The sequence below is a fragment of the Nocardia wallacei genome (assembly GCF_029869545.1).
Lineage (GTDB): Bacteria > Actinomycetota > Actinomycetes > Mycobacteriales > Mycobacteriaceae > Nocardia > Nocardia wallacei_A.
In genome coordinates, this window is sequence record NZ_JARWQD010000305.1 from 14434 (window position 1) to 40779 (window position 26346).

Genomic DNA, 26346 nt, shown 5'->3' on the forward strand with positions numbered 1-26346 from the left:
GCCGGGTCCGACTTCCGTGGTGGCTGGATCGCCCTGCAATACAATGGCGTCGATTGTCGTGCGCAAGGGCAAGGAGCACTGCGTTGCCAGTCGTGGGACCACCGACTGTAGCGCAGAGGTGGAACAGGTTCCCAACGCTTCTCGTTGATCGCCAGGCGCGTCCCGAGCAACCGGAATGCGGCATTACCGCGCGAGGGAAGACATTGTCTGCCAACGATTCTGAGTCTATGACAGCCGGCTTTTCCGCAGCTACTGGAGCCTGGTACAGCCGGGGCGGGCACGGTTGTGGCGGAGTCAGTCGATTCCGCGGAGACCTTGCTGCAGGCGGGTGGCGGTGGTGCGGAGATGGTCGAGGACGTCGGGGTCGGCGTCGAGGGTGTAGTCGGCGTCGAGCCCGGTCAGCGTGGTGGTGATCCGGAGTAGGGAGTTTCCGGACAGGTCGAGGGTGCAGGTGTGCGCGTCGGCGGATGTGACGCGCCCGAATACGTCGACGCCGAGGTAGGCGCGGACGGTCTCGGCGGCCGCCGCGACGGTCGCGACGGCCCGGTATCGTGTCGGGGCGCGGGCGATGCGTGTGGTGACGAAGGTGATGGGGTTGGCGGCGGGCAGCGGTCGCGGCCGGAAGCGATGGCGGGTGGGGGCGGGTTCGGTGATGCGGTCGACGCGGAATATCCGCCACTCGTCGCGGTGCTGGTCGTAGGCGATGAGGTACCACAGGCCCACCGCGGTGACGAGGTGGTGTGGTTCGGCACGGCGGCGGGCGGGGACATCGTCGCGGCCGGTGTAGTCGAAGGTGAGGATTTCGCGGTCACGGCAGGCTTCCGACACTGTGGTCAGGGTCCGCGCATCGACCGGGGCACCCGCCGGTGGATTCGGCACGCTGAGGACCTGTTGCAGGGCGTTCACGCGGGGCCGCAGCCGGGTGGGCAGCACGCGTTCGAGTTTGGCCAGGGCCGTCACCGCGGTCTCGGCGATACCGGTCATGCCCGAGACCACGGTGCGTAACGCTACGGCGACCGCGACGACTTCGTCGTCGTCGAGCAGCAGCGGCGGCATCCCCGTACTGGATGCCAGGCGGTAGCCGCCGGTGTGCCGCGGTTCGGAGACGATGGAATAGCCCAGGCTCCGCAGCCGCTCGACATCGCGGCGCAGCGTGCGCACAGTGATTCCGAGCCTGTCCGCCAAATCGGCTCCCGACCAGGTGCGCCGGTGCTGCAGCAGTGCCAGCAACCGCAGCGAACGAGTGGGCATGTCCTTGGTCACAGCGTTCAGTATCCTGACTTTGAGGACGTCTACTGTCCTCGACTACCTCTAGCTTGGCGTATCAGCAGCAAATAGCGACGGACCGCAGAGAGATAGAGGTGAGATGTCATGGTGGTGAAACCCATTCCCGACGGCTATCCCCGGGTGAGCCCTTTCGTGGTGGCGACTCCGGCCGCCGAGGCCATCGCCTATTACAAGGATGTGTTCGGCGCGGTCGAGCGGTTGGTCGTGCGGACCCCGGACGGACAGATCAACCATTCGGAATTGCAGATCGGTGATTCGGTGGTGTTCGTGGTCGACGAGAACGCCGACTGGAAGATGCGCGACCCGAAACACGTCGGCGGCACCCCGGTGCCGATCCATGTGTGGGTCGAGGACCCCGACGCGGTATTCACCCGCGCCATCGACGCCGGCGCGAGCCAGGTGTATCCGCCCAGCGACATGTATCAGGGCGACCGCGGAGCGGCGTTCACCGACCCCTTCGGGCACACCTGGTGGGTCGCCGCACGCCAGCACGAATTCAGCGCCCAGGAGATGGATCATGCCATCGCCGAGGCGATCGGCAAGCCCTGACCCGCAGGCACCCTCGTACCACTGGAAAGGATTGTGCTCATGACCGATTGGCGACACCCGGGCTACCAGATGGTGATTCCGTGGATGTGTGCCACACCGACCGCCGAGGCGATCGACTGGTACCACGACGTGCTCGGCGCCACCGAACGCACCCGCATCGAGATGGGTGGCCGGATCATCCACTCCGAGCAGATGATCGGCGACAACGTCATCATCGTCAGCGACGAGATCCCCGACATGGGCATCCTCAGCCCGAAAACCACCGGCGGCTCCCCGGTCACCGTGTGGGTGCAGGTCCCAGACTCCGACGCCGTCTACCAGAAAGCCCTCGACGCCGGCGCCACCGCGAGCCTCCCGCTCACCGACATGCCCTACGGCGACCGGTCCGGCGCGTTCGCCTGCCCGTTCGGCCACCACTGGTACGTGGCCACCCACATCGAAGACGTGGCACCGGAAGAAATCCAACGCCGCATGGCCGCACACGGCTGATGCTCGCACTGGGCTGGGTGGCGGAGTTCATCCTCCGCCCACCCAGATGCTCGGGACGTCAGCAGCTTCCTCGGCATCCCGGAACGCGGCGGGGTGCTCACGTGCACGACTGCGCACTTGATGTCGCGGTTGGCTGCAGTGGCAGGTAGCCTCCAGCTGTGTCTGTGCGAGGTGTAGGCCGGAACGCGGTCGTAGCGGTGATTGCGCGAATGACGGTGCCGCTGGCAGCCCTGTTCGGCGCGCTGGCGATCGCGGCGGGTCCGGCCGGGGCGCATGTGGCGTTGTCGGGTAGTGATCCGGCTGACGGCGCCCGGATCGAGGTCCTGCCTGCGCGGGTGTCACTGACATTCAACGAGGAGATCCAGCCGAGCTTTGCCGTGTTAACCGTCGTCGCTCCCGATGGCGCGCATCTCGAGCAGGGCGGACCAGCCCCCGAGGGCCGCACCCTGTCCACGACGATCGACGCGGCAGGTGCCGCGGGCCGGTACACGGTCGCGTTCCGGGTCATCTCGGCCGACGGTCACCCGATCCAGGGCACCTACAATTTCGAACTCACCCGCTCGGCGACCGGTGCGCCATCGCCGGAGCCGTCGGGCGCGGCCGCGGTGCCTCCGGCGCATGACCACACCAGCGGCTCGGGGGATTCCGGCGGCCTGCCCTTGTGGGTGATTGCGGCGGGTCTGGTGATCGTGCTGGCGGGTGGTGGATTCGCCGTCGTGTATCTCACCGGCAGGTACGGCCGCCATTGACCAACAGGTCAGGCGTGGGGTGGTTCGCCGGTGACGATGTGGTCGGCGAGGTTGAGGCCTTCGCGGACGAGGCGGGCGAGGTGGCCGTCGCGGATGCGGTAGATGACGTGGCGGCCGTCGCGGCGGGTGTCGACCATGCCGGTGAAGCGTAGTTTGGCCAGGTGCTGGCTGACGGCGGTGCGGGAGGCGCCGCAGGCTTCGGTAAGGGCGGTGACGTCGGTTTCGGCGTTGGCGAGCAGCCAGAGGATGTGCAGGCGGGTCGGGTCCGACAGCATGCGGAAGGCGCTGGTGGCGGCGTCGAGGCGCGGCTGGTCGGGGGCGACCGGGTGTTGCAGGCTCGCTGCCGGCTCCCGGGCTGCGGGGCTGTCCGCGCTGGTCATCGTTCACCGACTTTCCGCCGCCACCGGCTCGACTCCCGACGAGAGATCGACCGGACACACGCGTGCGGCGGTCGTGGCGGCCAGTGTAGCGATCGCGGTGAGGATGATCGCGGCGGTGAGTTGCCCGGCGGCGGCGCCGACCCAGCCCGCGATCGGGTAGGTCAGCAAGAAACAGGCGTGCGACAGCGAGAACTGCGCGGTGAACACCGCGGTACGGGTGTCGGCGTCGGACTGGGCCCGCAGTAGACGCGCCGAGGGAGTGTTGATCAGGGAGGTGCCCGCGCCCAGCACGATCCACGCCACCACCAGCACCACCCAGCCCGGCGCGGGTGCCGGGGTGAGCGCGGCGAGAACCGCGGCGGCGAGCAGCCCGACCGAGGTCAGCGTGGCCCCGGTCAGCATCACCCGCCGGTCGGGCAACCGGCGCAGCAGCCGCGGCATCGACACCGCGACCAGCATCGATCCGCCGCCGTAGCAGCCCAGCGCCACCGCCACCGCCGACGCGGGCCCGTGCAGCAGATCCCGCACATACACCACCGTGTTCACCACCACCAGGGCCGTGGCGGCACCGACGGCCAGGTTCATCGCGAGCAGCCCGCGCAACACCGGCCGCGCAAGCATCAGCCGCGCCCCGCGAGTGATCCGTACCGCGAGCGGCACAGAGCGGTCGGCGGGCACCAGCCGCGGCAGCCGGGTGCCGACAACCATGATCGCGGAGACGACGAATCCGGCGGCGGTGCCGACGAACAACAGGTTGTAACTCATCACCGTCAGCAGCGCGGCGGCCAGCACCGGGCTCAGTAGCGACTCCAGGTCGTAGGCCAGCCGCGACAGCGACAGGCCCCGGGTGTAATCCTGCTCGTCGGGCAGCACAGACGGAATCACCGTCTGGAACGCCGGGGTGAAGGTCGCCGACGCCGCCTGCAACACGAAGATCAGCACATAGATCTGCCACACCTGCGTGACCAACGGCAGCGACACCGCGACCACCACCCGAATCACGTCCGCCGACACCAGCAGCACCCGCCGCGGCACCCGATCGGTGAGCGCCGAGATCACCGGAGCGACAAAGACATACGCGACCATCTTGATCGCCAGCGCCGTCCCCAGCACCGCCCCCGCGTCGCTGCCCGCCAGGTCGTAGGCCAACAGCCCCAACGCCACCGTCAGCAACCCCGTCCCCACCAGCGCCACCACCTGCGCGGTGAACAACCGCCGGAACCGCGGATACCGCAACACCTCGAACATCGACGACGCCTCCCGGCCACGAACCGGCACCACGGACCACCACACCATACGACAACATGTGCGCAGATGCGAACATGAGGGCGTGACGTCCGTTCCGCCCCTTTGCGCAGGTCGGTTCAGCCGGTCAGATAGGTCAGGGTGGCCTCGGCAACGAGGGTCTCGGTGCGGGCGGGGTCGGGGGCGGTGGTGCGCCGGAAGTTCTGCGAGGCCACCAGCGACAGCAGCCACCACGCCGCCGCTTCGGGGTCCAGGTCCGCTCGTAGTTCCCCGGCGGTGCGGCCGTGGTCGAGCAGGCGCGCGAGCGCGGCGGCCATCCGCTGGGTGGTCTCGCGGGCGGCGGTGTCGATCTCTTCTTCCCCGGTCACGGTCGCGGCCTCGGCGAACAACGCCCCGAGCGAACCGCGAGCGTGCACCTGCTCGAGATGGGCGGGGGCCAGCAGCCGTGCCAGCACCTCGCGCAGCGGCACCGGGTGCGCGGCGAGCTGGTCGAGGAAACCGCAGGCGTGATCGCCCGCCCGGCGCAGCACGGCGGCGAACAGGGCCGCCTTGGTGCGGAAGTGCTGGAAGATCACCGGCTCGCTCACCCCGACCCGCCGCGCCACCACCGCGGTCTTCCCCCGCTCGTAACCGAGATCGGCGAACACCTCGGTCGCCGCGGCCAGGATCGATTCCCGCCGCTGCGCCGCAGGCATCCGCGTCCGCCCCCGAGTTGCCGGAGGCGCGGAACTGTGCTGGTCGGTCACGTCCGCATCGTACCCACCCCTTGCCCTCATAACTTAGTCGGCACTAACATAACCCTTGTTGTTAGTGGCGACTAAGTTATGAGGTTCCGTGATGGTCTTCAGCCATACATTCCACGCGCACGCACAGCAGGACGCGCCGGGCGCGGTCGGGCACGCCAGGGCATACGAGGTCCTCGGGGCGGTGGCGTTCGGGACGCGCCGAAGCCGGGCGTACGGCCAGCTGGCCCGGCTCGCGGGGATCGGGCCCGGTGATCGGGTGCTCGATGTCGGGTGCGGTCCGGGGTATCTGACCGCGCTCGCCGCCGCAGCGGCGGCTCCGGGCGGTCGGGCCGACGGCATCGATCCGTCGGACTCGATGATCGACCACGCCCAGCGCCGACGCGCGAGCGGGACGTGCGCATTCCGGCACGGCAAGGCCGAGGACCTCGAGCTGCCCGACGGTTCGGTCGATGTGGTGGTGTCCAGCCTGGTGATTCACCATGTGCCCGAAGAACTCCGCGGCCAGGCGGTGGCGGAGATGTTCCGGGTCCTGACGCCCGGTGGGCGCCTGATGATCGCCGACTTCCGCCCGCTCGGCCGCCACCTCGTCGGCGCCCTCGCCGGGGAAACCATGCGCGACAACCCAGTGCACCGCATCGCGCCGATGGTGCGAGCCGCCGGCTTCATCGGCGTGACCGAAGGTACCGTACGCCCGTTCCTGCACTATGTGCGCGCCGGTAAGCCGGGTGGCGACGCATGAGCGCATCCCGAACCTCGTCTGCGGTGCGCCTAGGCGTGGTCGTGCTCGCCGCCGTCGGCATCGCCGCCCACACCGGACTCTGGCTCCATGCCGGGCTGACTCTGATCCTCGTCGGCATCGCGATACACCTCACGGGAGGGCTGGCAGCACGTCGGTGGTGGCAACGCCGCCACGATCACAGCGAAGCACAGGCCCACCGCAGATTCCGCGGTCACGCCCCTCCCACGCGCCCGCCAGTATGACTTCGAGAACGGGGGCCGAAGCTGTCCCTGGTGAGCGACGACAGGTAGCAGGCGCAGGAGGACATCGTCGACGGTGATCAGGCCCGACCAGCGCACCGGTGTTTGGCGTCGATGACGAGCTGCGGCTGGGCGGCATCGCCGTCGTGCTGCGTCTGTCGCGCAGCACGTCCCGTCGCTGACCGGCCACCGCCCGCCGTGCGGTACGGACTGCGGCCGCGATCAGCAGCTGCTGGCGCGTTCGAGTTGGAAGACGAGGTAGTGCGTCTTACCTGGCATCGAAGTCGCGAGGAAATCGCCGAGGAGGGTGAATCCGCGCCGGGTGAAGAAGTCGACGGCGTACTGTTCGGACATCATGCTGGTGACATATCCGGCCCCGGATTCGTGCCAGCGGCACAGCGTGACCTCATCGAGCGCGCGTTCGGTCAGGACATCGAAGACCACGGCACCGCCCGGTGCGGTGACCCGGGCGATCTCGGCGAGGTAGCCGCACGCGTCGAGAATCTTCAGACCGTTGAGCACCTTGTGCGAATGCACCAGATCCACCGACCCATCCGCTGTCGCGGCCAAGGTGCGGCCGTCTGCGGGATGCGCGGTGACCGGGTAGGTGGCGACCAGCCATTCCCGCCACGCGGTGGCGGTCTCGTAGATCTCATAGGCTTGTGGTGAGCACGCGGCGAGCACCTTCTCGAGGTAGCGTCCCGAGCCGGGACCGATCTCGCACACCCGCGAGATCGGCCGGTCGAACACGCCGAGCGCAGCCATCCGGTCGATGGTGTCCTGCGTGGATCCCGGGACATTGAACTCGCGATCGATGTACTCACCCACCGCCAAACCCGCCGCTTTCGCGCCCACCTGGGTCCGTTCGAAGGGGATGTAATCGGCGAAGTCGTCGACCGGCCTGACCACCTCGAACCCTATCGGTCGCAGCATCGCGTTGACCCGGCCGAGCGCCCGTTTGCGCAACCTGACCCTCGGCACCACACACCCCGTTCTCGACCACATCCCGCCGCGTCTCGGCTCGACACCAACGACGACTGTGCGGACCAGCGTAAGCCGGGAACCAGTTGCGCCGCAGGCATACCCGCTCCCGATCAGGTTGTCAGCGGGTGGGGGATTCCTGTCATCGCGGACAGCGCCTCGGCGACTTCTTGGACGTTGGCACGGATATAGGTGATGGTTTGTCCGGTGCGACTGTCTGGTTCGGTATGGCCGGCGTAGGCGCGGGCGACTGCGTAGCTGAAGTTGCGTTCGACCCAAGTCAGAGTTGTATGGCGGAGCCAGTGTGTACTGACCTGCTGGCGCCGGACCCATTCGAGGTGAGTGCCGATTCGGTTCCACAGAGAGTCGTAGCGGCGACGGGTGACGGGTCGTCCGTCACGCTGGCGGAACAGCGGTTCGGTTTCGGCGGGAGTCTGACCGTGTCGTTCTCCGATGTGATGCAGCATGGCCTGCATGAGCGGGCGCGAGACGGGTTGCCACCGGACCGTTTCGCCTTTCTCGCGTAGAAAGACGAGGCACTGCTCGGGGTCGAGGTCCATTGGCCGTAGGGCGAGGGCTGCGGCGCGTCGACAGGCGGTTTCGATGTGTAATCGAAGCAGCATGGCGTCCAGGCACGGATCGTTGCCCGTTGTCGCCGCGATGTCCACGATCTCGGCGAGTTGGCGGTTCGGTATCGCGCGTCTGGTGCTGGCCAGCCTGCGAGGTTTGGCCACCTTTTGGGCTGGGTTGTCGGCGGGCCGAATGAGTCGGTCTTCTTCGGCGTGCCGGTAGAGATACCGGGCGGCGGCGATGAGACTCTCGGCGGCGCTACGTCCGCCGCGGGAGTTGCGACGGACGACTGCCTGCTGTTTGGTTCGTTCGGCGAGTTGCCGCAGCTCGGTAGGGGTCGGCTCGGTAATGACGCGCTGGCTCCATGCCTGTTCGATGCGCCGTAGATACGGGCCGTAGACGCGGAGTGTGCTCGGCGGCATCGTGGCGATGATCGCCGGTATGTAGGCACTGAAGGTCGGGACGTTGACAGGCGGAGTGGCCTCGACGAGTTGCTGCGGTGTGAGTCCGAGTTTCGCAAGCAACAGCCTGGCGGCCTCGATCTCGGTGGCGGTTGTCATCGGGCACCACCCATCGCTTGCTCGTGCAGCGGTGACAACGTCTGCTCAATAAGCCGAATCGGATAAACAAGAGCAAGCTTGCGGTGCACTGACGCTGCGACTAATACTCGCTCACCCGGTTCGATCAGGCAGCGATGACGGCAACCTGCTGGTAGAAGCAGATGCCCTCGACCTGTTAGCCGACAGTCGCCGCGCGGGTCCTCCCTGATGACGATGGTTCGTCCGGCGACCTCGATCGCCAATCTCGACTCGGGTCCCCAATTCAAGACCCCGACCGGCCTGCGGTCACTGAGACGGCCGTTGAGGCCGACCGACGCGACGTTGTAGTGGAATTGATCAGTTTGGGCGTCGACGTCGCCGATTAGCTCCGGCATCGGAAGTTGTGTAGGCAGATCGGAATCAGCCTGAACCGTGGATTGGCTGGCGGACCAGGTCAGTGGTAAGGCGGTGCCTTTCGGGTCGCTACTCATTCGCTGTCCTGTTCGGGTGGAGCCTTTTGCCCGCGACCCATTCGTCGACGTCGGCTTCGTCAAAGAGCAGAGGAGAATTTTGGGCGTCGCCCGCTTTCCAGGCCCGGTCGTAGAGTTCGTGGCCTTTGACACGAAGGTGGCGGATACGATCCGGGCTATGTCCGGTACGGGCCGAGACTTGGTGGATTCGGAGAATTCTTCGGCCCGGTCCACCGGGTCGGTGTTGTGTGGGTTCCATTGTGTCGGCCTGTTCACGGAAGGTCGGCCTGTGCGGCGAGGGCTTGCGCCTTATCGGCGAACCAGAGCGCTAGTTCCTCGGCGTCGTACTGGTCCGTGCCGTTGTGGAACTCGGCGAGCAACGTGACGATGACAAAAGCTGGGCGTATTTGTTCCTCGGGATCCTGGATCATTGTGATGAGGCGGGTCACGGCCTCGAAATCTCGGCGCGCTGCGTGAGCGAGCGCGGACATGGCAATCTGTTGCTCGCGAATCGAAGGCGGGTATTGCTGAATCTGCGCCATGGGAAACACCTCATAAGGGCATCCGGCGGGCACGGCTAGCGAGACGAGACCATCAGCCGGTGGACCGCCGGAGTAGCAGGTCGAACCGATCCACGACAGCGAGCTGTGCCGCGGTCAAGAGAATCGGAAGCCGTCGCACGAGGGCAGTGATGCGTTTCCTGTTGACGGCGCTACATCCGGATCCGCTGCCAGCGATCACCGGGAAACCCCTTGGAGGGGCGCATAGACAATTTTAGAACAGCTAAATTGAGCGCGCAACTATTTGGTTAACGGCGGCGAGACAAGACGCACCGATCGGACGGGGACTGCCTGTTGCAGACAACGCCACCGGCGCCATCTCGTCGCGCCGCCGACAGAGGATTGGAGGTTGAGGCTGTGGGACGGTCATGTTCCCGGCACGCCTGGCACGAGGACGACGAGGGCCTGCGGTCGGCGGGCTTCGGGAAGCGCGATCCACTCGGCGTGGACTGGAATCCACGTGTTCGAGTGTGCGAAGCGAATTCGCAGATCCGCAGTGGCGGTGGTTGCGCCACGGTGCAGCTGGGCGCAGCATCGAGCGATATCGGCTGTGCCGTCGGTATCGATCTCCGGGTTCTGATAGGCCCAAGGCTCGAGAGTCCCTGGACTGAGGCAGATCCAGCGATTGATCAGGCCGGTGCCGAGGTCGATGCGGGCGATTGCGTTGGTCGATGATGTCGGGTAGCCGGCAAGCGTGACCGAGTCGACGTGCGGCGGTGGCGGTGGCTGCATGGTCGTGATGTCGTGGACTATGGCGCGCACACGGCGGTTGCCGGACTCGAAATGGACACGGGCCACGATGCGCAGATGGCGGCGGATCATGCTGAATCGGCCTGGAGTAGTTACCGTTCCGACCCATCGATCGACTGTTGACGCACGATCGAACAGATCGAGGAATCCGAGAAAGTCGTCGAATCCGTCGATGTGGCTGAGGAGATCCGGCAATGTGTAGTGCGGCCGGGATAGCGGTGCCGGAATCCCCAGTTGTCGCTCCAATGCCGTATTGAGTTCGGCCACACCGGTTGCGGCGTCCCATTCGACTGTGCCGACGGGTCCCCGCTGGGGCGGCTTCTGGGACGCCGTGCCAGCCCATAGTTGCACGGCAAGAACCGCGCCCGACGGACCTACGGCAGGAACGACGTGGACCGCCAACGGATGGGTGCCTGGAATGTCGCGGTACTGACGTTTCCGCGTGGCCAGGCATTGATGCACGAGCGCGGAGATCGCCGCCGATGCCCGCCTGCTCTGCGCGATCCGTGTACGGTCGAGCTTCCCAAGGGATTTGAGTTTGTCACCCTCAGCGACCACAACAGTCTCGCCACTGTCGGCCAATGTCTCGGCGAGAGCCCAACCCAGCAGGTCAGGCTGGGGTATGGCGTCGAGAGAAGGTGCCGCGGAGTTCTGGCTCGCGGCTGCCGGACGTCGGCGTGGCAGTCCTGCCGGTGATGGGCAGCGCTCGGCAGCCCTGGCGCGGTCAGGTTGGTTTTCGTGGGTCCCGGGCAGCGGCCTGTCGCGGACGACGCGACTCGGAAGATGCCGGGCGGGTTCAGGATTGGTGTCAGAGTGCGGGTCGATGGTCATCGCGGGCTCCTTTGTCCGATCGGCGTGTTGGAGCCGGTGGTGAGTGGGAGGATGCAGCGACTCCGTGGGATGCGACCGGCGTCGACGACGACCGCGAACCACGATCGTGTCGTCGAGCAGATCGGTCGGCCTGGCAGCCGATAGCTGTCCCGGCCATCGACCGTTCGGCGGCTACATCCGGAGTCGCCTCCAGCTGATGCCGGGAAGGGGTGCATGACAACGCCTTTCGAGTCGAACGACACAAACGGGTGTTGGTGTTCGGACCTCGAAAGGCGCGGTCGGCGAACCGAGGCCCGAAGGCGCACCGCTCCCAGGCAGCGATGGGAGAGCGATGGCCGTGCACTGGAACAAGCCAGTACCGGTGGGGAACTCGGCGCCGGAAACCTCGGATCGCCGGAGGTCTTTCGTTGTACTGTTACTACGCGAAAATCTGGTACTTATGTATCGTTATTGGTGATTCAGTTTTCTATCCAGAAGTCGATGGATGCTTGCGGGCGTGAGTAATTCATCAGTGGTGAGCTGGTGGCATGCAGCCTCGTCCAGGGGTTCTGGTCGGCGAACCGGATCCGCATTGTGATGGTGGTGGGCTTGCCGGCGGCGAGGTCGGCGACCGCTGTCATGATCGCGGGCAGGTCGTCGGGGTGTAGTTGCGGGTTGCGGTGCCGCCACAAGGCCAGGCGGGGGTCGTTGGGGCAGGCGAAGGAATGTATGAGGGTCGTGCGCAGGTCCATCAGCGCTGAGCCGTGTCCTCGGGTGGCGCGCGCCGAGAGGTGTTCGGTCAGAGGGTCTCGGTCCGGAGCCGCAACCAGCCCCGTGAGATCGGCGATCACCGCCCGCACAATCGGCACGCCCTGCGGGCCGATGACGGAGCGGGCGGCCATCCATAGGTGATACCTCGCCAGCGTGACAGGGTCGACGACTACGAGGTTTTCGCACCATCGCGAGGCTGGCTCGAACGGGTCGAACAGGGCGATCAGATCCAGCCGCTTATCCAGCCACACAACATGTTCCAGCAACGCCGGAAGCGTCCAGGACGTGTTACAGCGAAACATCGCGGACGCTGGGCCGTCAGGTGTGCCGAACCAGGCCAGCCGCTCAGCGTCGAACTCGACCGGAATCAGCGGCATTCGCGGACGGTGACCTTCGGGCTGCTCCGCTTCCATCCGTACGGCGTGGACGGCACCGCCTGGCCCCATCAGCGGGTAGCAGCGGACCGGCACGTGTTGACCTCCGATGGGCAGGTGTGTGGTCATCGCGCGGCCTTCGCGAACCGCGCGGTGCACCAGGGCGAGTCCCTGTTCCGCGAATCGCGGCGCCACAGAGGGCTCGTTGGTCTCGCGCAGAGTACGGAACATGCGATGGAATCTGTGTGGGCCTGCCGAGTCGGCGATCACCGTGGGTTCGGATTTGCTGCCGGCGAGACACTCGGCAATGAACCCGAATCCAGTGCGCGCACCAGGTGCGTTGCCCGATGCATGTGGCCATCCCGAGCCGAGCGGGCCGATCGCGGCCTGCTGGGCTGAGTTCACACCGTCGGCACGTAGGGCCTTGGCAGGACGGGCATGCGGTCCGATGCTCCCCGCCGATGCCGTTGCCAGTGCGACTTCGACGGCATCATCCGAATGCTCTCGTAGTGGTTCGCCCATGGCGCTTCCCTCGCTTTGCTCTCGGTGACGAGGCGGCGACCACGAGTGCCGCTTCGGCATAAGGTACGTCACTACACAGTAGGCAGCTTCTAGGTTGTTTTCAAGAAGAAAAAATCTAAGAATTTGATGTCCTTGCATCTGAGAAGTCAGATACGGACACCTTCGGGAAGTTTTAAGGTAGTATTTGCAGCATGGCAGCCCATGACGAGTTCTTCGCTCTGGTTGTGCGCGACCGGCGCAAGCAGCGAGGCCTGTCGATGCAGGAGGTCCGCGAAGCTGGTGGGCCCGCGGTGCCGACACAGGTCCAGGCCGAGCGGTGTGAGCTGCCGGAGAACGTGCGTCCCAGCACTTTCCGCAAGTACGACACCGCGCTCGGCTGGGAACCCGGATCGGCGCGCGTCGCCTACTATGAAGGCCGCCGGCCCGTGCCCACCGAAGACGACCGCCATCCCTTCGAGTCCGGCGCAACCAGCGTCACGCTCGATCTCGAGCAGTTGCTCCCCCTGCTGGAGGCGCAGCGGATGCTGCATACCGCGGCGGTCGCCGAGTTGCCAAACGCTATATCCTGCCTCGACCAGGCCGTCAGCGGCATTATCGGCCCGTTCGTCACCGACATACTTGAACGCAACCGCGGCGACCGGGTTCACCCGGTGGTCGAGATCGCCTTCGGTGAGGCGCTGGCCGTCCCGGTCTCCCGTGATGACCCGAATGCGGTCGAACGGCTGTACCGGCGCTGGCTGATCGGTCGCAGTGACGAACTGGATGCCGAGACTGAGCAGGAATTCGAACAGCGGTACCGATCGCGAGCGAGCCAATGACACCTGTGAGTGGGTCGCCGGGCTGGCTCATCCGCCGACGGCTGCGGGCTTGCGAGTGATCGACAGCCGGTGCGGTACCCGAGAGTGATCGTGTGGGATGCTGGTAACACGGTCCGGCTCGATACCAACGATCAGACACTGCGGGGTGTTTGGATTGAGCGCTTCCCACGAGAACGCCGGAACATCTGCCCGGCAGGCTGCTGTTCACGAAGCCGCCGCACCGTACTCGGTAGCGTTTCTTACGATCTACGACATCTGGGTCATCCGGCTCAGCAATCGATACGGGTGGCGATGCGACGCAAATACGATGCTCGAGCCCTACCGTCACAACATCGGGCATCGGCACCTTGAGGTCGGTCCCGGCTCCGGCTGGTATTTGGCACATGCCGACTTTTCGGATGGGCCAGCCCAGATCACCCTGATGGACCTCAATCCCACACCGCTGGCCTTCACCGCGCGGCGCCTTCGTAAGGCCGGACACGCCGTGGATGAGGTTGTGGGCAGCGTTCTCGATCCGGTGCCTGCTGCGGCGGGAACCGGTTATGACTCGATAGGTATCAACTTCGTGATGCACTGCATCCCAGGCAATTTCACCGAAAAAGGTGTCGCCTTCCAGCACCTGTCGAGGGTGCTCACCGCCGAAGGGGTGTTGTTCGGGTCCACGATCCTCGGCCGGGGGCGCACACCACGGACCTTGTTCGGGCGATTCCTCACCACCGCGTACAGCCGCGCGGGCGCGTTCAACAACAGCGACGACGACCGTGACGACCTCGAAACCGCGCTCACCACCGTCTTCGAAGAACACACGCTCACCGATGTAGGCGACGTCACCTTGTTCACCGGCCGCCGACCTCGCCAACTAACCTGATCCTGCATTCGGCTTACAGTGTCGGCCCGATTGGCTTGAACTGGCTGGAAGAACGACTCGACCTCATTGACGGGTGACCTCGCCGGCAGCGATGCGGCGTGCCCGAGGCCAAACCCTCGCCAGGTCGAGAAGTTGCTGGAGGTCGGCGGTGAGGTCTCGCGCGGCGAGGCGAACAGTGTGCGGAGTTGTGCTGGCCGGTCGCGGGGTGCGGCCTGCTTGTTTGGCATCGATAGCTCGGGCGATGCTTACCGCATACGGCAGGACGCCCCCCGGTGCAACCGGATCGATGTCGGGCTCGGGACTGTAGCGCCTGAGATGGAGCAGACTGTCGCGGATCTCGATGATCATCCGGTGCAGTCGCGTCGCGGGCGCGATTTCGCGCCGGTCGTCGAGGGGGTCCAGGACGATCTCCGGGACGCTGGCGGTGAGATCTCGCCAGACGGGTTGCAGGCGTCGGCAATATCGTCCGGTGCGGTCCCAGCCGGTACGCGTCAGGATCGTCGAGACGAGAGGCACCGCCACCGCGGCCCCGGCGGTGACGTTGGACAGGAAGAAAATCCAGCCCTTGCGGCTCATCTCCGGATCTTGCGCGGGCCGATCACCGATGACTTCGAGCGCAGTGAGGATCGGGGTGGCGACTGAATCCAGCCCGAGTGCTAAAGCGTAGATCACGACGCCCACGTATAACGCCCGCTCGAGCCACGTGGTGTCGCCGCTACGAAGTTCCCGAATGCCGACACGGGCGATCACCCACGCCATTGCGCCGATCGGCGCGTAGAACGCCGTCCAAGCGATCACCGCCGGCCAGCCCATGGCCTGATCGATCAGCAAATCGTCGCGCCGAGCCGGGGTACCGGCGACCAGAATGACGACCGTCGCAGCGACGGCGACGAGGTCGTAAACACGTTGACGGCGCCACGTCCCTGTCGGGTCCGCACCCTCCCACAATTTCGCGATGCCGTAGACGTAGGAGACGCTCAGCAGGATCGACCCGAACGACAGCTGCCTGCACAGTTGCAGGACGTCGGTATCGCTGGCGAACCACACGATCTGCGTCAGGAGATGCTCGAACCACGCCTCACGCAGCAGCAGGCCGGAGATCCCGGCCAACATCGCCCTGTTGATAAGGCGGTCGACGACCTTATCGTTCAGCAGCCACCATCGCCCACCAGTGATTGCGATGACCGCGACGAGCGCCGGCCACGCGAACCAGCCGGGGATCGGCGAGGTCATCGGTGTCGGCCGAGGAAGAAGGTGGACCGGATCCTGGACGGCATCCGCCGGGGCAGTGTGGCTTCGACCATCACCAGACCAGCGAAGGTTTCCGCATCCCGCTCCCGGGCAGTCCCATAGTCCTGGCGGCGCAGCACACTACGGATCGATGCCGGGTCCAGGGCGGGCATCAGCGCTTGCAACGGCAGATCGTCGGTGTCGCCGCCGGGTGTGGTCGATCCGTGACCCAGCAGCATGTGACCGATCTCGTGGGCGAGGATATGGTCGGCGTGCCACTCGGTGTCCGCGCCGACCATGATGATGTCGTCGGATTCGCGGGCGATCCACAATCCGCTCCCGGTGCCGCACCCAGTGCCCGCCAATGCATTCGGGTCGATCGGGCACACCGTTATCGGCCGATTCCGGTATTTCGCCACTCGGTCGACGTATTCGTGGGGATCCCACGGCCACGGGATGGCAACCAGTTGGGCGGTGTCCTGAACATGTGGCGCCGTATGAGTCACCGTTCCCCTCCCTTCCGGGCTACGTCGAGCGGCTCAGGTTCCCTTCGCGTCACGCATTAGTTCCGTACTGAATAGTCTATTCTTGCTGATCAAGTGGTTCCGAGTTTTCGCGCGGCAGCTTCGACAACTCCCGCGCCAGCGCGTCGACATCCAACTCGTCACCTCGTAAGTCCAGATGCTGCACACCGGCGTCGCGCGTCGCCGCCAGCAGCCGCAACTGTCTATCAATCACCACGACCTCATCCGCCGGTCCGGTCAGATATTCCACCTGTACGCGGAAATGACGCGCCAGCGCTTCCAGCAACTCGGTGTCGGAGCTGACCGCCGCGTGCGGATCGCTGCGCAACGCTGTGATCGCCGTGGAGGGCACAGTCCGGCCCAGCATCGCCGAAACGCTTACAGCGACGCCCTCCACGTTCTGCTCCGGCTCACCCCGAGCGTGAAGCGTACTAAACAGTCGATTCACTCTCGTGGGCAGACCAACTACCTCGTCGCTCATGTGCTCCTCCTCGCCAAGATCACTGATTCCAGCGAAACATGCTCAACTGTCGTGGCAGTCAGCCGATCGGGCCGTTGCGCCAACTGATCAGCCCGGTGAGATCGTCAGTGTGCCAACTCCTGGATTGCCAGGCCGGATGTCTAGCTCCAGCGCAGTGGATGCTAACGGCGAGCCTGCGGGCGGTCGACTGTCCAGCCGTCTACTTCCTCGCACGTGCACATCTCCCGCACACGGCAGCGTTACCTGTCACCATCTCTGCGGCTCGCTCCCACTGCGACCTGGTGACACTCGCTCCCGTCACGGCCCTCCATCCGTTCGAGTCATTGGACGGCGGACTTCGGTCGCTCAGAATCGTCATCAGGCCGAACCGGAACCACCAACCCGGCGACCCGGCTCCAGATCCGAATATACGCAGTTCACAGCACCGATGCCTAGCAGGAGACACGCCCCGTCCCCGACGGAAGCGGGCCGTCGAGACTCTGATCAGGATGTGGTCCAATGCGATGCTGTTCGGAACGTCTCTATCGGAGCTCCGTCGAGACCGATACCCGCGCGACGCGAGGCGATTGTGTTGTGTGCGTGGCTCTTTCGCTGGTCTGTGGGTTTCGTACATGCGGATCGCGACGGCGAGAGCGGAGGCGGCGCTGACGGCTGCGGCGGCCCAGACGGCGGCGTGCAGGCCGAGGAGGTCGGCGACGATGCCGCCGAGGACGGCGCCGGCGGCGTAGCCGAGGTCGCGCCAGACCCGGTAGACGCCGACGGCGCGGCCGCGCCAGCGGGGGTGGGCGACGTCGCCGATGACCGCGAGCAGGGTGGGGTAGACCATGGCGGTTCCGCCGCCGAGCAGCACGGCGCCGGTGGCCCATCCGGCGAATCCGCTGGAGTGGGCGATGATCGCGAGTGCTGCGGCTTGCAGGGCCATGCCGCCGACGATGAGGTGTTTGCGGCCGAGGTGGTCGGACAGGCCGCCGGTGACGAGTTGCCCGGCGCCCCACACGCCGGGGTAGAGCGCGAACAGTAGTCCGATTTGGCCGGTGGTGAGGTCAGCGGTGGCGAACAGGAGGGGGAACAGGCCCCAGGACAGGCCGAAGTTGAGGTTGTTGACCAGTCCGGCGTGGCTGGCCGAGGACAGGGCGGGTTCCCTCAGGCTGGTCTGCCAGAGGATCTGCCGGTCGGTGAGGTCGGCGTGCAGGTGATCGTGGCGGCCGTCGGCGCGGGGTCTGTGGTGTCCGGCTTCGAGGTGGGCGTGGTCGCGGGTTTCGCGGACGAAGATCCCCGACAGCGCGAGGGCGAGGGCGGTGTAGGCGAGTCCGAGCAGGAACGGTGCCGGGCGGAGTCCGTGGTGCTCGGCGAGGTATCCGGCGAGCAGGGAACTGACGGCGACCGCGCCGTATCCGGCGGCTTCGTTGAGGCCCATGGCCAGCCCGCGCCGGGCCGGGCCGACGAGGTCGATCTTCATGACGACGGTGGTGGACCAGGTCAGGCCCTGGTTGATGCCGAGCAGGATGTTGGCGGCCACCACCCACCACCAGTTCGGTGCGGCGATGAGCATCACCGGCACCGGGACGGCGACAAGCCAGCCGACGAGGAGCACGGGTTTGCGGCCGTATCGGTCGGAGAAGGTTCCGGCGAGGTAGTTGGCGAGGGCTTTGGTGATCCCGAAGGCGGCGACGTAGGTGAAGATGACGGTGTAGCCGGTGAGCCCGAACACCGATTCGGCAAGCAGCGGCAGCACGGTCTGCTGCTGGCCGACCATGCCGCCGACCAGCGCGTTGACCGCGACGAGCAGGGTGAACTGGGCGGCGTTCTCGCGGAGGCCGAGCACCGGCGGGCGGGCGGTGCTCACGCTCACGACCCCACCTGCAGGGTGCCTGCGGTCGCGCGCGCGTAGTCCGCGGCGCCGCCGTCGATAACCCGGATGTCGGTGTGCCCGGCGCGGGCGAGGATGCTGGCGGCGGTCATGGCGCGTTCGCCGTGCCCGCACATCACCACGACCGGTCCCTCGGGCACCTGATCCAGGTGGGCGGTGAGGGCGCCGAGTTCGATATTGCGGGCGGCGGGCACGTGCCCGGCGGTGTATTCGCCGTGCTGGCGGACATCGAGCACCGCGCCCGGCTGGATCGCGAGGCGGTCGGCGGCGACCAGGGTGGTGGCGTCGTCCTCGCGCGGCCCGGTCCAGGCGGGCATGCCGCCGTGCAGTTCTCCGGCGAGGGTGTCGAAGCCGACTTTGACTGCCTCCCAAGCGATGTCGTCGGGATTCTGGCTCGGGTCGCGGACGATGACGACGGGCCGGGTGGGGTCGGCCAGCCAGCCCAGCCAGGTCGCGAACACCGGCCGCAGTGTGATCGACAGGGCGCCGGGGATGTGCCCGGCGGCGAAGGCCGCCGCTGTGCGTACGTCGACAACCTGTGCGCCGTCGGCGATCAGGTGCTGCACGTCGGCGGTGGTCAGTGGAGCGAGTGCCGGGGTGGCGCCGAGGACGGCGGGGCCGTTGTGGTTGATCTCGCCCAGGCGCAGGAAGTAGCCGGGGAAGGTGCCGAGCGAGCCGAGCAGCGCGGCGACGAACTCGTCTTCCCCGGCGACCTGCAGCAGCGGATTGGTCTCACGCTCGCGGCCGACGGTGCTGACGCGCTCGCCGTCGGGGGCGGCCGAGCAGAACGACCCGGCGCCGTGGGTGGGCCAGACGGGGGTGTCGTCGGGGAGTTCCATGAGCCGCTGGAGTGAGTGGTACTGGGCGCGGGCCAGGGGCACGGTCTGGTCCGGGCTGACCAGGTCGGTGCGCCCGGCGGTGCCGACCATCAACGACCCGCCGGTGAACACGCCCAGCAACCGGTCGCCGTGGTGCAGCAGATACGACAGATGCTCCGGCGAGTGCCCCGGCGTGAACAACGCCTGCAAACGGAATCGGCCCAGCTCGACCGTGTCGCCGTCGCTCATACCGGTGACCGCGAAGCCGCGCGGTCCGACCTCGGGGGCCAGCACCGTCGCGCCGTCGGTGTCGGCGAGTTCCCGTACGCCGGAGATGAAGTCGGCGTGCATGTGCGTCTCGATCGCGTAGGCGATGCGTAGGTTGCGCCGCTGGGCTTCGGCGCGGACTGCGCGGACGTCGCGCTCGGGATCGAGCACCATGGCCCGGCCGTCGCCGAGGTCGAGTAGATAGGTCGAGTTGCCCAGCCCCTCGTCGATGACGGGGACGAGCGTGAAATCGGTCGGCATCGGTTGCTCCTGTGTCGTCGGCCCGAGCGGGCCACCTTATTCCAATAAACCATGGAATAATGGAGATAGACTATTCCATGGAACCTTGGAGAAGCAACCGGTGTACGGTATTCCATGGATGAATGGAGGATCTGATGGGTGCTGCGACACCGTCGGCGAAGGCGGCGCTGTACGAGGCGTTCGCGGCCAGCGGGAAGGCGCTGGCCAGCGGCAAGCGCCTCGAATTGCTGGATCTGCTGGCGCAGGGCGAGCGGACGGTGGAGGCGCTGGCGGCCGCTGCCGGGTTGAACCTGACGACCGCGTCGGCGCATCTGCAGACGCTGAAGCAGGCGGGGTTCGTCGCCACCCGCCGCGACGGGGTCCGCATTCACTACCGGCTCGCGGGCGAGGATGTGGCGCAGCTGTTCGCGCTGCTGCGCAAGGTCGCCGACACGCATCAAGCCGCCGTGGCCCCGGCGCGCGACGCCTACCTCGGGCCCGGCGGTGGCGAGGAGCTGACCCGCGAGCAGCTGCTGCAGCGGGCCGCGGCCGGTGAGGTGCTGGTGCTGGATGTGCGGCCGGTCGAGGAGTATCGGGCCGGGCATATCCCGGGCGCGGTCAGCATTCCGGTGGGCGAGCTGGCCGAGCGGATCGGCGAGCTGCCCGGTGACACCGAGATCGTGGTGTACTGCCGCGGCGAATACTGCGTGCTCGCCTACGACGCGGTGCGGCTGCTCACCGAGCGCGGGCGCCGCGCGGTCCGCCTGCACGACGGCATGCTCGAATGGCGCCTCGCCGAACTCCCCACCGACACCGCGGTCCCGGCATGACCCGCCCGGCCCCGATCCCGGCCGCCCTGGCCGACGGGCCGGTGTACCTGGACTACAACGCCACCACCCCCGTCGACCCCCGGGTCGTGGACGCGCTGCTGCCCTACCTGCGCCACGACTTCGGCAACCCCTCCAGCGGCCACCGCTACGCCGACACCCCGCTGACCGCCCTGGCCCGCTCCCGCGCTCAGATCGCGGCGTTCATCGGCGCCACCCCGCAGGAGGTGGTGTTCACCGCGTCCGGGTCGGAGGCGAACCTGCTCGCCCTGCGCGGCGCCGCACTCGCCTCGCGGTCGCCGCGTCCACATATCGTCACCCAGGCCAGTGAGCACCCCGCCGTGCTGCACACCTGCCGGGCCCTCGAACGACTGCACGGCGCCCGCGTGACACTGTTGCCGGTCGATGCGGATGGCCTTGTCGACCCCGCCGCGCTCGCCGATGCCGTCGGTGACGAGACGGTGCTGGTGTCGGTGATGGCGGCCAACAACGAAACCGGTGCCCTGCAACCCATACCGGAACTCGCGGCCATCGCCCACGGGCACGGAGCGGTGTTCCACTGCGACGCGGCCCAGGCCGCCGGGAAGATCCCCCTCGACGTGCAGGCGCTGGGCATCGACCTGCTCACCCTCGTGGGACACAAGATGTACGCGCCCAAGGGAATCGGCGCTCTCTACGTGCGCGACAGCGTCGAGCTGGAGCCGGTGGTCTACGGCGGCGGGCAGGAACACGGGCTGCGCGCCGGTACCGAGAACGTCGCCCTGGCCGTCGCCCTCGGTGCCGCCGCCGACCTCGCCGTCGCCGACCTCGCCTCCGGTTCCGCCGACCGGACCAGGCGCCTGCGCGACGACCTGTACCGACGGCTGGCCGATGCCCTGCCCGGCCGCGTGCACCTCAACGGCCCGGCCACCCGTCGTCTGCCGAACACGCTGAACATCAGCGTCGACGACACGCTCGGGCACGAAATCCTCACTGCCGCACCACAGCTCGCGGCATCGACCGGATCGGCCTGCCACAGCGGCACCCACACCCCCTCACCGGTGCTGACCGCGATGGGCCTGTCCGGCCAGCGCGCCCTCGCCGCCGTGCGACTGTCCCTGGGCCGCTGGAGCACCCCCGGCGACATCACCACGGCCGTCACCGCGCTCATCGACGCTGTGACGTCACGCGAGGGCCGAGCCCGCCGCTCAACGCCGTCGACCATGGCGTAGCCGCGCGAGGCCGCGGAGCAGTTTCGGTGCGGCGGTCGCCAGCACCAGCGACGTGAGCGGGATCGCGACATCGCGCCACGGATCGCGGATCGGCCGATAGCGCACTGTGCCGGAACGGATTTCGAGGTAACCCAGCGGCCGGACGTCCACCCCGCCTCCGCCGCCCTCGCCGGTCCCGTCCGCGCGCACCTCCAGGCCCGCGCCGCCACCGAACCCGAAGCCCGCCCGCGCCACCGGCACGACCGTCACCCCCTCCGAGACGATAGGTGTCCCGAACACCGTTGCCGCCGACGCTATCCCGCCGAGCCGGGTGGCCATCCGCTCCAGCAACCGCGCCGACGCTTCCGCCGCACCCACACCGCCCTCGGGCACCGAATCCGTCACGGCGCCTGCTTCGCCCGTCACGACAGATCCTCACCTCGCGAGCCGAGCACCGCGGTGCCGAGGACATGCTCGGCGGCCGGTGAAGGAAACGCGGTGTCGGGAAACCGGAACCGCTCCACCTCGGTGACGGTGAATCCGGCCGCGCCGAGCGCGGACAGGAGGTCGCGGCCGGTGTGACAGCCACCCACCAGCAGCGGCCACACCGTCGCGTCCACGGCCCGCTGCACCCGACGTATCCGCGCCGACTCCGACCGGACATGCTCGAAAAACCGCAGCCGCCCACCGGGTTTCACCACCCGCGCCAGCTCCGCCAGCGCCACGGCCGGATCGGCCACCGAGCACAACGTCATACACGCCACCGCCGCGTCGAACTCCCCCGCACCGAACACAAGCCGTTCCGCCGCACCATCGATCACCTCCACCGGCACCGGCGCCTCCTCGGCCGCCCGCACGGCACGCGCCCGCAACAGCGGCTCGGGCTCCACCGCCGCCACCCGCGTCACCTCCGGCGGGTAGAAGCCGAAATTCGGACCGTGTCCCGCGCCCACCTCCACCACCCGCCCGGACAGTCCCGCCAGCAACCGGCGCCGATACTCGGCCACCCCGGCCCGTTCCAGCCCCGGCTCGAACAACCCGGCATACACCCGGGCGAACACCGGCCGACGTCTGATCTGCTGTGGCATGACCGCCACCGCCCTCTCGAACTCGAAACCCACCCCGCTACCCTAGAAATTAGGAGGTGGTTACATAGTGAAGTCGCTTCACGATATACCGGGTGAGGCCGACCCCGCCAGTACCGCGGCAGACCGGCTGTTTCAACTCACCGAACTACTCGGGGCGATGATGGAACGCGGCATGGCCGACCGCGGCCTCACCCAAGCCCGCGCCCGGCTCCTGTGGGCCCTCCACCACCACGGACCCATGACCCAGCGCACCCTCGCCGACCTACTCGCCGTCACCCCCCGCAACATCACCGGACTCGTCGACGGCCTCACCGACGACGGCTACGTCACCCGACGGCCACACCCCACCGACCGCCGCGCCCTGCTCGTCAGCCTCACCGGCCACGGCCACACCTTCACCACCACCCTCCGCGACGAACGAGACACGATGGCCGCCGCACTGTTCGGCGACACACCCCCCGCGGACCTACGGACCTTCCTCACCGTCATCGACACCGCCATAACCCGGCTACGCAGCACACCCCCCGACGACTGCCCCACCCCCGACACCCACCCGAACTCCCATACCGGACAGCCCGGATGACCACCGACATACTCACAACAGCACACACATCGAATATGAGGGCGGGACTTTGAATTCCGCGTGTACTCGGCGTCGCCCCCGGGCCGTGGGGACTGTCAATTTAACGGCTCTGGTGCACTTCCGGTGGCGGTCGATGCTAGGCGAGCAGGATGCGGTGCCGTAGGAGTGGAAGTCCGGCTCGTCCATACATTCGTCGTTTGATCAGTTTGGTTTTCGTGTTCACGCCTTCGACCGGGCCGCTGCTGTAGGGCAACGTGAGGCCGGCGATCGCGGCGTCGTGGTCCTGGTCGAGGCCGCGCAGGAAGGGGCCGAGTTCGGGCAGCCGAGCCTCGCGGACCTGCTTCATCCATGAGTCCAGGTCGCTGCCGCGGCGCTCGGTCATAAGTTGCGCGAACTCGGCGACCAGCCGGGCCAGATCGGCCATCTCCGGGCAAGCGGCGAGCAGTTCGTCGGGGTGAGCGCGCCCGACGCTGGTGGGCCTCCATCGGGGCCGGTGCCGCGATCTGTATCGCCTGGTGCCTTGCACCGCTGCTGGCCCTTGGGGTTGCGGGCGGCGGAGTCGCGCTGCTGAGCTTGTCATGGCTGGAACCGGTCGGGATCGCGTTGATCATCGGCATCGGCGGGCTGATCTGGACCCGGCGACACGGCCGTGCTCACGGCTGTGGCATGCACCGTCGTAGTGCCACCATCGAAGGCAATGCCGCTCGGAACACAGGGCGCAGTTGCGGCTGCACTCCGGCCAGTCGATCGGTGATCTCGTAGGCTCACCAGCCGTGACCGTCCTACGCTCCGTCCTACTGTTCGCGCTCGCCGCAGTCGCCGAAGTCGGCGGCGCCTGGCTGATCTGGCAAGGCGTGCGCGAACACAAAGGCTGGGCATGGATTGGCGCCAGGCATCGTCGCCCTGGGCCTCTACGGGTTCGTCGCCACCCTGCAACCCGACGCCAACTTCGGCCGCATCCTGGCCGCCTACGGCGGAGTGTTCGTCGCCGGATCGCTACTGTGGGGAGTAGCGCTGGACGGGTTCCGCCCCGACCGCTGGGATATCACCGGTGCACTCATCTGCCTCATCGGCGTCGCCATCATCATGTATGCACCCCGCCCGACTTGCACCATGCTGTCGATGGTTCACCCGCGATTCGAGACTGCCACCAGGTAAGGCTCTCTCGATGCTGCTGCTGGGCATTTAAGTTGGTGGATCCGCGTGGGCGTGCGGGTCGTCTTATAGTGCGAAGGTGAGGTGAACTGATCGACCGCAGGGGAGGGATGACCGATCCGGTGGAGGTCACGCCGGGGGATGTGCATGCCGCCGTGGACTGGTTTGGAGGCTTCGGCGCGGGAGTTCGGTACCGACCTCGGCAACCTCATTCGTGAGGTCCGATCGTTTGTCGGGGGCGACTCCCGGCGGCCGGTACACGTTGACGAATCCGTAGCCGCGCTTCTTGTCTAACCACTTCACAATTCCTTCGGCCATTCCTATTCCCTGTGAACTCTGCGTTGTCTGGGCACGCGGTCTGTAGCGGGTTATCGGGCGCTGCGGCCGGATTCCCACCACGCTCGGCAGCGGGAGGCGAGCGCGGTATGCAGGTCGTGCCACCGGGTGCCGGTGCGGTGGTGTAGGGCGAGAACGACCTGGTCGTGGACGTCGATCCGGACGTCGGTGAACTCGAACCGGATCGTTGCTCGCGGTGCTGTGTACGGGAAGGGATCGTTGAACCAGTAGGCGTTCAAACTCTCGACGAACACCTGCCCGAGATAACACGCGAACCGAACGACAGCCTCCTCTTCGGGTGGGGCGGATGGTCCTGGCGGGAACCGTTGCAGCAGTGCGTGTTCGGCGACGCGCAGTCCCGCGGTGGAGTACTTGTCGGCGACCATTGCCGGGACGTCGTGGGTGAAGAATTCGCGGAGCCGCTCGTCTTTGTCGGTCGACCATTCCAGCCAGGCCGGGTCGAGCTGGCAGTCCATCGGCGACCGCATATCCATGTCGGTCACGGCCACCTCGCCCGATTGCCCGCGGTGACGATGGCGCCGACCACGGTGTCGAACGGCGGCCGGGCACCGCCCTCGATGGGCGGCCGGAGCCAGCACCGTTTCTCGTTGCCCGGTGTCGGCAGCTCGATGCTCCCGCCGGGAAGTACGGCGGCGGCACCGAATCGGCACAGATTCACCCCTACCTCGACGCTGTACGGCGTGCGCGCTGGGGGGTCGGTCAGGAATACCCACATCGCATGGTCGACAGAAAAGATCGGCGCGCAATGCTCCTGCAACAGTGCTCCGGCCCGTGCGCCAACAGATTTCGGCACGATGACCGCCCACATCCGGCCGGTACCCATCTGGATCGCACGCGTCGCGGGGTCGCGGAAAGCGTTGAGCTCGAACAGATCCCGGTATAGGTTGCAGCGTTGCTCGACCATCAGGTCGACGTCAGTGCTCGTGGCTGCGATAGCAGCGATAGTGGTGTGCATAATCGCTCCTTCTTCGTTGAATTGATCGGTGGTTCCTCGCCCGTTGCCATGGCCGATCCCCGACGCTCCAAATGGGGGCATCAACTGCTGCTCCTCGTTCGAGTGGTCGGCGGTCATCCCGTTCCGGGCTACTCCCAGAGGCTCTGACAGGGCAGCTGCGGCATCCAGGTCCGCACGTGGTCGTCGATGGTGATCTGGGCCAGATAGGCGGCGGCAGCAGCGAAAGCTTCCGCCACACGCCGGTCGGCCCGATAGTGCAGGGGCGCGCCGTCGTCCAATCGCACGGTCAGATGGCAATCCATGAC

Annotated in this window: 30 protein-coding genes and 2 pseudogenes; 10 read left to right on the forward strand and 22 right to left on the reverse strand. The window is 67.1% G+C overall.

Going from position 1 to position 26346, the window contains the following annotated elements:
• Nucleotides 1–294 precede the first annotated feature (294 nt).
• Complete coding sequence (locus QH290_RS26650; RefSeq protein ID WP_280262998.1) at nucleotides 295–1263, reverse strand: helix-turn-helix transcriptional regulator; 969 nt, start codon at nucleotides 1261–1263, stop codon at nucleotides 295–297.
• A gap of 108 nt (nucleotides 1264–1371) precedes the next feature.
• On the opposite strand from QH290_RS26650, the gene QH290_RS26655 reads away from it, so the two are divergent.
• From QH290_RS26655 to QH290_RS26665, 3 genes are all read left to right on the forward strand, one after another.
• Nucleotides 1372–1836, forward strand: a complete 465-nt coding sequence (locus QH290_RS26655; protein WP_280262996.1) for a VOC family protein — start codon at nucleotides 1372–1374, stop codon at nucleotides 1834–1836.
• Between the two features lie 39 nt (nucleotides 1837–1875).
• The gene (locus QH290_RS26660) at nucleotides 1876–2325 is read left to right on the forward strand and encodes a VOC family protein (protein WP_280262994.1); all 450 of its coding nucleotides are present in this window, start codon (nucleotides 1876–1878) and stop codon (nucleotides 2323–2325) included.
• A gap of 209 nt (nucleotides 2326–2534) precedes the next feature.
• Nucleotides 2535–3074: a copper resistance CopC family protein gene (locus tag QH290_RS26665; protein ID WP_280262992.1), complete on the forward strand. Its 540-nt coding sequence runs from the start codon at nucleotides 2535–2537 to the stop codon at nucleotides 3072–3074.
• A gap of 8 nt (nucleotides 3075–3082) precedes the next feature.
• Here QH290_RS26665 and QH290_RS26670 read toward each other — a convergent pair whose 3' ends face one another.
• The 3 genes from QH290_RS26670 to QH290_RS26680 all read right to left on the reverse strand — a co-directional run bounded on the left by QH290_RS26670 (nucleotide 3083) and on the right by QH290_RS26680 (nucleotide 5445).
• Nucleotides 3083–3454 (reverse strand): ArsR/SmtB family transcription factor, encoded by a 372-nt coding sequence (locus QH290_RS26670; protein ID WP_280262990.1) that lies wholly within the window; start codon nucleotides 3452–3454, stop codon nucleotides 3083–3085.
• A 3-nt stretch (nucleotides 3455–3457) separates the two neighbouring features.
• Nucleotides 3458–4702: an MFS transporter gene (locus QH290_RS26675; protein ID WP_280263018.1), complete on the reverse strand. Its 1245-nt coding sequence runs from the start codon at nucleotides 4700–4702 to the stop codon at nucleotides 3458–3460.
• A gap of 116 nt (nucleotides 4703–4818) precedes the next feature.
• On the reverse strand, nucleotides 4819–5445 hold the full coding sequence (locus QH290_RS26680) for a TetR/AcrR family transcriptional regulator (protein ID WP_280262989.1): 627 nt from the start codon (nucleotides 5443–5445) through the stop codon (nucleotides 4819–4821).
• A gap of 91 nt (nucleotides 5446–5536) precedes the next feature.
• Between QH290_RS26680 and QH290_RS26685 the strand changes: the two genes are divergently transcribed.
• Nucleotides 5537–6184: a class I SAM-dependent methyltransferase gene (locus tag QH290_RS26685; RefSeq protein WP_280385874.1), complete on the forward strand. Its 648-nt coding sequence runs from the start codon at nucleotides 5537–5539 to the stop codon at nucleotides 6182–6184.
• 29 nt (nucleotides 6185–6213) lie between these two features.
• Here the strand turns inward: QH290_RS26685 and QH290_RS26690 are convergent, their stop codons facing one another.
• The 7 genes from QH290_RS26690 to QH290_RS26720 all read right to left on the reverse strand — a co-directional run bounded on the left by QH290_RS26690 (nucleotide 6214) and on the right by QH290_RS26720 (nucleotide 12770).
• Nucleotides 6214–6399 (reverse strand): hypothetical protein, encoded by a 186-nt coding sequence (locus QH290_RS26690; RefSeq protein ID WP_280262985.1) that lies wholly within the window; start codon nucleotides 6397–6399, stop codon nucleotides 6214–6216.
• Nucleotides 6400–6645: 246 nt separating this feature from the next.
• On the reverse strand, nucleotides 6646–7356 hold the full coding sequence (locus QH290_RS26695) for a methyltransferase domain-containing protein (protein WP_280385877.1): 711 nt from the start codon (nucleotides 7354–7356) through the stop codon (nucleotides 6646–6648).
• A gap of 161 nt (nucleotides 7357–7517) precedes the next feature.
• Nucleotides 7518–8534, reverse strand: coding sequence for a site-specific integrase (locus tag QH290_RS26700; protein WP_280262980.1), 1017 nt, complete (start codon nucleotides 8532–8534; stop codon nucleotides 7518–7520).
• Nucleotides 8531–9004 (reverse strand): hypothetical protein, encoded by a 474-nt coding sequence (locus tag QH290_RS26705; protein ID WP_280262978.1) that lies wholly within the window; start codon nucleotides 9002–9004, stop codon nucleotides 8531–8533. Before QH290_RS26705 ends, QH290_RS26700 begins: the two co-directional genes overlap by 4 nt.
• 251 nt (nucleotides 9005–9255) lie before the next feature.
• On the reverse strand, nucleotides 9256–9525 hold the full coding sequence (locus tag QH290_RS26710) for a hypothetical protein (RefSeq protein ID WP_280262976.1): 270 nt from the start codon (nucleotides 9523–9525) through the stop codon (nucleotides 9256–9258).
• A 384-nt stretch (nucleotides 9526–9909) separates the two neighbouring features.
• Complete coding sequence (locus QH290_RS26715; protein WP_280262974.1) at nucleotides 9910–11124, reverse strand: GAF domain-containing protein; 1215 nt, start codon at nucleotides 11122–11124, stop codon at nucleotides 9910–9912.
• A 458-nt stretch (nucleotides 11125–11582) separates the two neighbouring features.
• Nucleotides 11583–12770, reverse strand: coding sequence for a hypothetical protein (locus QH290_RS26720; protein WP_280385878.1), 1188 nt, complete (start codon nucleotides 12768–12770; stop codon nucleotides 11583–11585).
• 191 nt (nucleotides 12771–12961) lie between these two features.
• On the opposite strand from QH290_RS26720, the gene QH290_RS26725 reads away from it, so the two are divergent.
• Nucleotides 12962–13588, forward strand: a complete 627-nt coding sequence (locus QH290_RS26725) for a hypothetical protein (RefSeq protein WP_280385880.1) — start codon at nucleotides 12962–12964, stop codon at nucleotides 13586–13588.
• Between the two features lie 154 nt (nucleotides 13589–13742).
• Nucleotides 13743–14456, forward strand: coding sequence for a class I SAM-dependent methyltransferase (locus QH290_RS26730; protein WP_280385882.1), 714 nt, complete (start codon nucleotides 13743–13745; stop codon nucleotides 14454–14456).
• Nucleotides 14457–14519: 63 nt separating this feature from the next.
• Here QH290_RS26730 and QH290_RS26735 read toward each other — a convergent pair whose 3' ends face one another.
• From QH290_RS26735 to QH290_RS26755, 5 genes and pseudogenes are all read right to left on the reverse strand, one after another.
• Nucleotides 14520–15689, reverse strand: a complete 1170-nt coding sequence (locus QH290_RS26735; protein ID WP_280385884.1) for an MAB_1171c family putative transporter — start codon at nucleotides 15687–15689, stop codon at nucleotides 14520–14522.
• Nucleotides 15686–15985 (reverse strand): hypothetical protein, encoded by a 300-nt coding sequence (locus QH290_RS26740; RefSeq protein WP_280385886.1) that lies wholly within the window; start codon nucleotides 15983–15985, stop codon nucleotides 15686–15688. The genes QH290_RS26735 and QH290_RS26740 overlap by 4 nt, the downstream gene beginning before the upstream one ends.
• 283 nt (nucleotides 15986–16268) lie before the next feature.
• Nucleotides 16269–16691, reverse strand: coding sequence for a hypothetical protein (locus QH290_RS26745; protein WP_280385888.1), 423 nt, complete (start codon nucleotides 16689–16691; stop codon nucleotides 16269–16271).
• A gap of 571 nt (nucleotides 16692–17262) precedes the next feature.
• A pseudogene (locus QH290_RS26750) lies at nucleotides 17263–18537 on the reverse strand (MFS transporter); the annotation flags it as partial.
• Nucleotides 18538–18539: 2 nt separating this feature from the next.
• Complete coding sequence (locus QH290_RS26755; protein WP_280385892.1) at nucleotides 18540–19907, reverse strand: MBL fold metallo-hydrolase; 1368 nt, start codon at nucleotides 19905–19907, stop codon at nucleotides 18540–18542.
• A gap of 134 nt (nucleotides 19908–20041) precedes the next feature.
• Between QH290_RS26755 and QH290_RS26760 the strand changes: the two genes are divergently transcribed.
• Both QH290_RS26760 and QH290_RS26765 read left to right on the forward strand, forming a co-directional pair.
• Nucleotides 20042–20716 (forward strand): ArsR/SmtB family transcription factor, encoded by a 675-nt coding sequence (locus QH290_RS26760; protein WP_280385895.1) that lies wholly within the window; start codon nucleotides 20042–20044, stop codon nucleotides 20714–20716.
• The gene (locus QH290_RS26765) at nucleotides 20713–21924 is read left to right on the forward strand and encodes a cysteine desulfurase family protein (protein WP_280385898.1); all 1212 of its coding nucleotides are present in this window, start codon (nucleotides 20713–20715) and stop codon (nucleotides 21922–21924) included. Before QH290_RS26760 ends, QH290_RS26765 begins: the two co-directional genes overlap by 4 nt.
• Here QH290_RS26765 and QH290_RS26770 read toward each other — a convergent pair.
• Entirely contained in the window at nucleotides 21901–22329 is a 429-nt protein-coding gene (locus tag QH290_RS26770; RefSeq protein WP_280385900.1) for a spore germination protein GerW family protein, read from the reverse strand. The two genes, QH290_RS26765 and QH290_RS26770, sit on opposite strands and share 24 nt — an antisense overlap.
• Nucleotides 22326–23024 (reverse strand): class I SAM-dependent methyltransferase, encoded by a 699-nt coding sequence (locus QH290_RS26775; RefSeq protein ID WP_280385903.1) that lies wholly within the window; start codon nucleotides 23022–23024, stop codon nucleotides 22326–22328. The genes QH290_RS26770 and QH290_RS26775 overlap by 4 nt, the downstream gene beginning before the upstream one ends.
• A gap of 34 nt (nucleotides 23025–23058) precedes the next feature.
• Between QH290_RS26775 and QH290_RS26780 the strand changes: the two genes are divergently transcribed.
• On the forward strand, nucleotides 23059–23574 hold the full coding sequence (locus QH290_RS26780) for a MarR family winged helix-turn-helix transcriptional regulator (RefSeq protein WP_280385905.1): 516 nt from the start codon (nucleotides 23059–23061) through the stop codon (nucleotides 23572–23574).
• Nucleotides 23575–23710: 136 nt separating this feature from the next.
• Here the strand turns inward: QH290_RS26780 and QH290_RS26785 are convergent, their stop codons facing one another.
• The gene (locus tag QH290_RS26785) at nucleotides 23711–24154 is read right to left on the reverse strand and encodes a transposase (protein ID WP_280385907.1); all 444 of its coding nucleotides are present in this window, start codon (nucleotides 24152–24154) and stop codon (nucleotides 23711–23713) included.
• Nucleotides 24155–24347: 193 nt separating this feature from the next.
• On the opposite strand from QH290_RS26785, the pseudogene QH290_RS26790 reads away from it, so the two are divergent.
• Nucleotides 24348–24732, forward strand: a pseudogene (locus QH290_RS26790) (YnfA family protein).
• A 365-nt stretch (nucleotides 24733–25097) separates the two neighbouring features.
• Here QH290_RS26790 and QH290_RS26795 read toward each other — a convergent pair.
• Genes QH290_RS26795 through QH290_RS26805 form a run of 3 tightly spaced genes read right to left on the reverse strand, consistent with a single transcriptional unit; the run spans nucleotide 25098 to nucleotide 26343 of the window.
• Complete coding sequence (locus tag QH290_RS26795) at nucleotides 25098–25568, reverse strand: hypothetical protein (RefSeq protein ID WP_280385909.1); 471 nt, start codon at nucleotides 25566–25568, stop codon at nucleotides 25098–25100.
• The gene (locus tag QH290_RS26800) at nucleotides 25565–26158 is read right to left on the reverse strand and encodes a hypothetical protein (protein WP_280385911.1); all 594 of its coding nucleotides are present in this window, start codon (nucleotides 26156–26158) and stop codon (nucleotides 25565–25567) included. The genes QH290_RS26795 and QH290_RS26800 overlap by 4 nt, the downstream gene beginning before the upstream one ends.
• An 11-nt stretch (nucleotides 26159–26169) precedes the next feature.
• Nucleotides 26170–26343, reverse strand: coding sequence for a hypothetical protein (locus QH290_RS26805; protein ID WP_280385913.1), 174 nt, complete (start codon nucleotides 26341–26343; stop codon nucleotides 26170–26172).
• Nucleotides 26344–26346 lie beyond the last annotated feature (3 nt).